This window comes from Actinomadura sediminis (assembly GCF_042675525.1).
Taxonomy (GTDB): domain Bacteria; phylum Actinomycetota; class Actinomycetes; order Streptosporangiales; family Streptosporangiaceae; genus Spirillospora; species Spirillospora sediminis.
In genome coordinates this window covers 1-3,450 of sequence record NZ_JBHTJA010000218.1, presented here as the reverse complement: position 1 = coordinate 3,450, position 3,450 = coordinate 1, and the positions used below count along the sequence as shown (strand labels likewise).

Here is a 3,450-nt window from a genome sequence, read left to right as displayed (position 1 = left end):
GGGCCGCGGACGTCCAGCAGGACGCGCAGGGCGGCGGCGCCGCGCACGGCCCGGCAGCGGCGCAGCACCACGGCCCGGTCGCGGCGGGCGGGCCGGGCGAGCGCCTCGCGGCTCTCCACGATGGCGCCGTCGCCGGTCACCCACCGGCTGTGCCAGATCAGCCCGCGGTCCTCGTAGTAGCCGCCCCGCACCCACCGGCCGGCCGCGGGCCGGACCACGTATCCGCCGGGCCCGCCGAGGAGGCCGCCGAACAGCGGCGGCGAGTCCCAGGCGGGGAAGCACATCCAGGCGTGCTCGCCGTGCGGGCCGACCAGGACGCCCCGCTCCCCGTCGGCGATCATGGCGTAGTCGCGGAGCGCCCGCGGCTGGATCTCCCGCGTCAACCGGCCTCCCTCGTCGCAGTGGTCCCCCTGGGCGGGGTGGTCCCCTCGGCATGCGGGGCCCCCGTCGTCCCTACCCGGGAAGCCGCAGGTGATCCGGGCCGGGAGGCGACCGCGCCGGGCGGCCCCGGGGACGGTAGGTCCGGCGGCGGCCCCGGCGGGTCGGTGCAGGGGCCAGGTGAAAAGGGAAGGACCGGCCCCGCAAAGGGGGCCGGTCCGCACGGCGGTTCGGGGCGCCGTCAGGCGTCGCGGCGCTTGAGCAGGTACGCGGCGGCCGCCAGGAGCGCGGCCGTCCACAGTGTGAACACCCCGTACCCGGCCCAGGGCGACAGGACGGCGTCGTCGGACGGCTGCGCCGCGGTGATGGCCATGCCCGCGACCGACGGCAGGTAGCCGTGGACGTAGTCGCCGACGGAGCCGGGCAGCAGCGACGCCAGCGGCGACAGCACCAGCACGAACGCGATCACGCCGGTGATGGCGCCCGCGGTGTGCCGGACGATCGCGCCGATCGCCAGGGAGAACAGCCCGAGCATCGACAGGTAGAGACCGCCGCCGAGGACGGCGCGCGGCACGCCCGGGTCGCCCAGCCCGACGGGGAGCCGGTCGCCGAGGATCGCCGAGCCGAGGAAGAACGACCCGAGCGACACCGCCACGCCCAGCACGAGCACGAGCGCGGCGAACACGACGGCCTTCGCCCACAGCATCGGCAGCCGGGTCGGGACGGCCAGCAGGCTGGAGCGGATCATGCCGGTGGAGTACTCGGACGCGATCAGCAGCACGCCGAGCACGCACACCGTCAGCTGGCTGTAGGAGAGCCCGGCGCCGAGGAAGAACCCGGCCGGGTCCTCGCCGAGCATGGCGCGGTCGCCCTCGTTCATGGTGTCCCACTGCGCGGCGAACACCGCGGCGAGCAGGCCGGTGAAGCCGAGGTGGAGCACGACGAGCAGGAGCAGCGACCACAGCGTCGACTGCACGGTGCGGATCTTGGTCCATTCGGCGAGCAGCAGCGCGCCGAACCCGGGGCGGCGCGCGGCGGCGGGGGCCGGGGAGGGCGCGTCGGCGGGGGCGGCGGTCATCGGGTCTCCTCCTTCGTGGGAACGGCGGCCTGCGCGGCGGGCCCGCCGGCGGCGGCCGTCCCGTATTCGACGGTGTCGCGGGTGAGCTCCATGAAGGCGTCCTCGAGGGAGCCGCGCCGGGGGGTGAGCTCGTGCAGGACGACGCCTTCGGCGGCGGCGAGCTCGCCGATCCGGGCGGCCTCCATGTTCGCGACGGTCAGCGCGCCGTCGTCCGCCGCGGTGACCTTGCCGCCCTCGCCGGACAGGACGCCGGTGAGCCGGTCGGCGTCGGGGCTGCGGACGAGCACCGACTTCTCGGTGCTGCGCTCGATGAACTCCTCGGTGGAGCAGTCGGCGATCAGCCTGCCGCGGCCGATGACGATGAGGTGGTCGGCGGTGACGGCCATCTCGTTCATGAGGTGGCTGGAGACGAACACCGTGCGGCCCCCGGCGGCGAACCGCTGCATGAGCTGGCGGATCCAGACGACGCCCTCGGGGTCCAGTCCGTTGACCGGTTCGTCCAGGATGAGCACCTCGGGGTCGCCGAGCACCGCGGCGGCGATGCCGAGCCGCTGGCCCATGCCGAGGGAGAAGCCCTGCGCGCGCCGCCCCGCGACGTCGGTGAGGCCGACCAGTTCCAGGACCTCGTCGACGCGCTTGGCGGGCAGGCCCTGGGTCTGCGCGAGGCACAGCAGGTGGTTGCGGGCGCTGCGGCCGGTGTGGACGGCGCGCGCCTCCAGCAGCGCGCCGACGGTCCGCATCGGGGCGGGCAGCCGGCTGTAGTGCCGTCCGGCGATGCGGGCCTCGCCGCTGGTGGGCCGGTCGAGGCCGAGCAGCATCCGCATCGTCGTCGACTTGCCGGCGCCGTTCGGCCCGAGGAAGCCGGTCACCCGGCCGGGCTCGACCGTGAAGGAGAGATCGTGCACGGCGACTTTCGCGCCGTAGCGTTTCGTGAGGTTCTTGGCCTCGATCATGCAGGAGTCCAGGGGGTCGTCGTGGAAATCGGTGACCGTGACGACCCTATCGGCGCGAAATGTCCGTCGGCCTCCTTCTCAGGTCGACCCGGCCTCCGACCTGCGCAGTAGGCGCCGCCGGCCCGGCCCGCCGCCCGCACGTTTATTGACGCGCCGTCAATACTGGGTGAGGATGCGGGGCACCAGGATCCGGCCGCCGAACGTCCGGGAGGCCCCCGTGCCCGCATCGCCGATCCCGCCCCCCGCGCGACCGTCGCCGCCGGGCGCCGCGGGCCCCGGCGCGGCCGACCTCGCCGCCCGGCTCGCCGACCGGGACGTGCTGCGCGCGCTCGGCGCCGAACCGATCGTCGGGCTCGGCGCGGGACGCGCGCTGCTCATGCAGCTCGCGCATCCCGGCGTGGCGCGGGGCGTCGCCGAGCACAGCGACTTCGCCGACCGGCCGCTGGCGCGGCTGTTCGGCACCCTCGACTTCCTGCTGATCGTCTCCTTCGGGACGCCCGAGGAGGTCGCGCGGATCGCCGCGAAGGTCCGCGGCGTCCACACGTCCGTCCGCGGCGACGGCTACTCCGGCGACGATCCCGGCCTGCAGCTGTGGGTGAACGCGACGCTCATCGACTCGGCGCTGTACCTTCACGAGCGGCTGGGACGGCCCGGACGTCCCAGCCCCGAACAGGCCGAGGAGTACTACCGGCAGGCGCGGATCGTCGCCGAGGTGCTCGGCTGCCCGCCGGAGGCGCAGCCCCCCGACCTGGCGTCGTTCCGCGCCTACATGGCGGAGACGGCGGCGTCCCTGGAGGTGGGCGACGACGCCCGGAAGGTCGCCGCGGCCGTGCTGTACCCGAAGAGGCTGCGCGCCCTCGGCCCCGGCCTGGCGGTGTTCCGCGTCGTCACGGCGGCGCTGCTGCCGGAGCCCCTCCGCGAGCAGTACGGCCTGCCGTGGAGCCCCCGGCACCGCCGCGCCGCCGGGCTCGTGCTGGGCGCGGCCGCCCTCGGGCACCGGCTGACGCCGGGCCCGCTGCGGCGCCCGCCGCAGCCGCTCCT

The 3,450-nt window shown here is 75.6% G+C and carries 4 protein-coding genes; 1 reads left to right on the top strand and 3 read right to left on the bottom strand.

Annotated features, from left to right (window positions below):
- The 3 genes from ACFQ11_RS37355 to ACFQ11_RS37345 form a co-directional block, all read right to left on the bottom strand.
- Positions 1–383 (bottom strand): trehalase-like domain-containing protein (locus ACFQ11_RS37355; protein WP_378307641.1); only part of this gene is annotated, 383 nt, incomplete at its 3' end.
- A gap of 236 nt (positions 384–619) precedes the next feature.
- Positions 620–1,456, bottom strand: a complete 837-nt coding sequence (locus ACFQ11_RS37350; RefSeq protein ID WP_378307639.1) for an ABC transporter permease — start codon at positions 1,454–1,456, stop codon at positions 620–622.
- Positions 1,453–2,409 carry an ABC transporter ATP-binding protein gene (locus ACFQ11_RS37345; protein WP_378307637.1) on the bottom strand — a complete coding sequence of 319 codons (957 nt, stop codon included), beginning with the start codon at positions 2,407–2,409 and terminating at the stop codon, positions 1,453–1,455. Before ACFQ11_RS37345 ends, ACFQ11_RS37350 begins: the two co-directional genes overlap by 4 nt.
- A 217-nt stretch (positions 2,410–2,626) precedes the next feature.
- Here ACFQ11_RS37345 and ACFQ11_RS37340 point away from each other — a divergent pair.
- The coding region (locus ACFQ11_RS37340; RefSeq protein WP_378307635.1) for an oxygenase MpaB family protein at positions 2,627–3,450 on the top strand (824 nt) is incomplete at its 3' end.

Bases quoted from the DNA above. Each gene is read 5' to 3' on its own strand.
- ACFQ11_RS37345 (WP_378307637.1), bottom strand. From the start codon at position 2,409: ATGATCGAGGCCAAGAACCTCACGAAACGCTACGGCGCGAAAGTCGCC.
- ACFQ11_RS37350 (WP_378307639.1), bottom strand. From the start codon at position 1,456: ATGACCGCCGCCCCCGCCGACGCGCCCTCCCCGGCCCCCGCCGCCGCG.